This window comes from Psychrobacter sp. 1U2 (assembly GCF_051847575.1).
In genome coordinates this window covers 1-914 of record NZ_JBPYDC010000659.1, presented here as the reverse complement: position 1 = coordinate 914, position 914 = coordinate 1, and the positions used below count along the sequence as shown (strand labels likewise).

Here is a 914-nt window from a genome sequence, read left to right as displayed (position 1 = left end):
TATGTTTGAGATTGAGACGGCCGTCAATCAGCTCGATAATCGCCGTGCGCAAGTGCTTATTCAAGCGGCTATCGTTGAGGTCTCAGGGGATGATGCCGCCCAACTCGGTGTACAGTGGGCGCTTGGCAATGCGAACAGCGGCTATGGAGTGGTGAACTTCAATAACGTTGGCGCAAGCGCGGCATCACTTGCAGGCGCGGTACTGTCTGGAGGCGCGTCAGGTATTAGCTCTGCGGCAGGCTCTATTGCTGGTGCGTTACTTGGTATTGGGGATAGTAGTACAGACAGTGATGGAAATACACAGTTCTACGGTGCTATTTTACAAGCATTAGACTCTTCTACCAGTGCTAACTTATTGTCCATGCCTTCTATTTTGACTTTGGATAATGAAAAGGCCAGTATTTTGGTTGGTCAAAACGTACCATTTGTAACAGGCTCTTATACAACCAGCGGTAACTCGTCTGAAAATCCATTTCAAACCATCGACCGCCAAGATATTGGTATCAATCTTAATGTCATTCCACATATTGGTGACAATGGCACGGTACGCTTGGAAGTCTCGCAAGAAGTATCTTCGGTCGTACCCGGTAGTGTCGGTAATGCCAGTGGGCTTATCACCAATAAAAGTTTAATCAACACCACTATTTTAGCGGATGATCAACAGACCATCGCGCTTGGGGGTTTGATGCGCGACAACACGACCAGCAACCAACAAAAAGTCCCAGGTTTAGGTAACGTGCCTATTATCGGGCGGCTATTCCGCTCTGATAGTGATAGCACTCAAAAGAGCAATTTGATTATATTTTTACAGCCAACTATCCTACGTGATGGTGGTGCAGTTGCAAGTGTCACTGAGCGCAAATACAATCAGATGCGCGTACTACAGTTGGTCATCGATAAAAATGGGACGATCA

The 914-nt window shown here is 46.8% G+C and carries 1 protein-coding gene; it reads left to right on the top strand.

Annotated features, from left to right (window positions below; all coding sequences use genetic code 11):
* The coding region (locus tag ACS8FD_RS17925; RefSeq protein ID WP_459252154.1) for a type II secretion system protein D at positions 1-914 on the top strand (914 nt) is incomplete at both ends.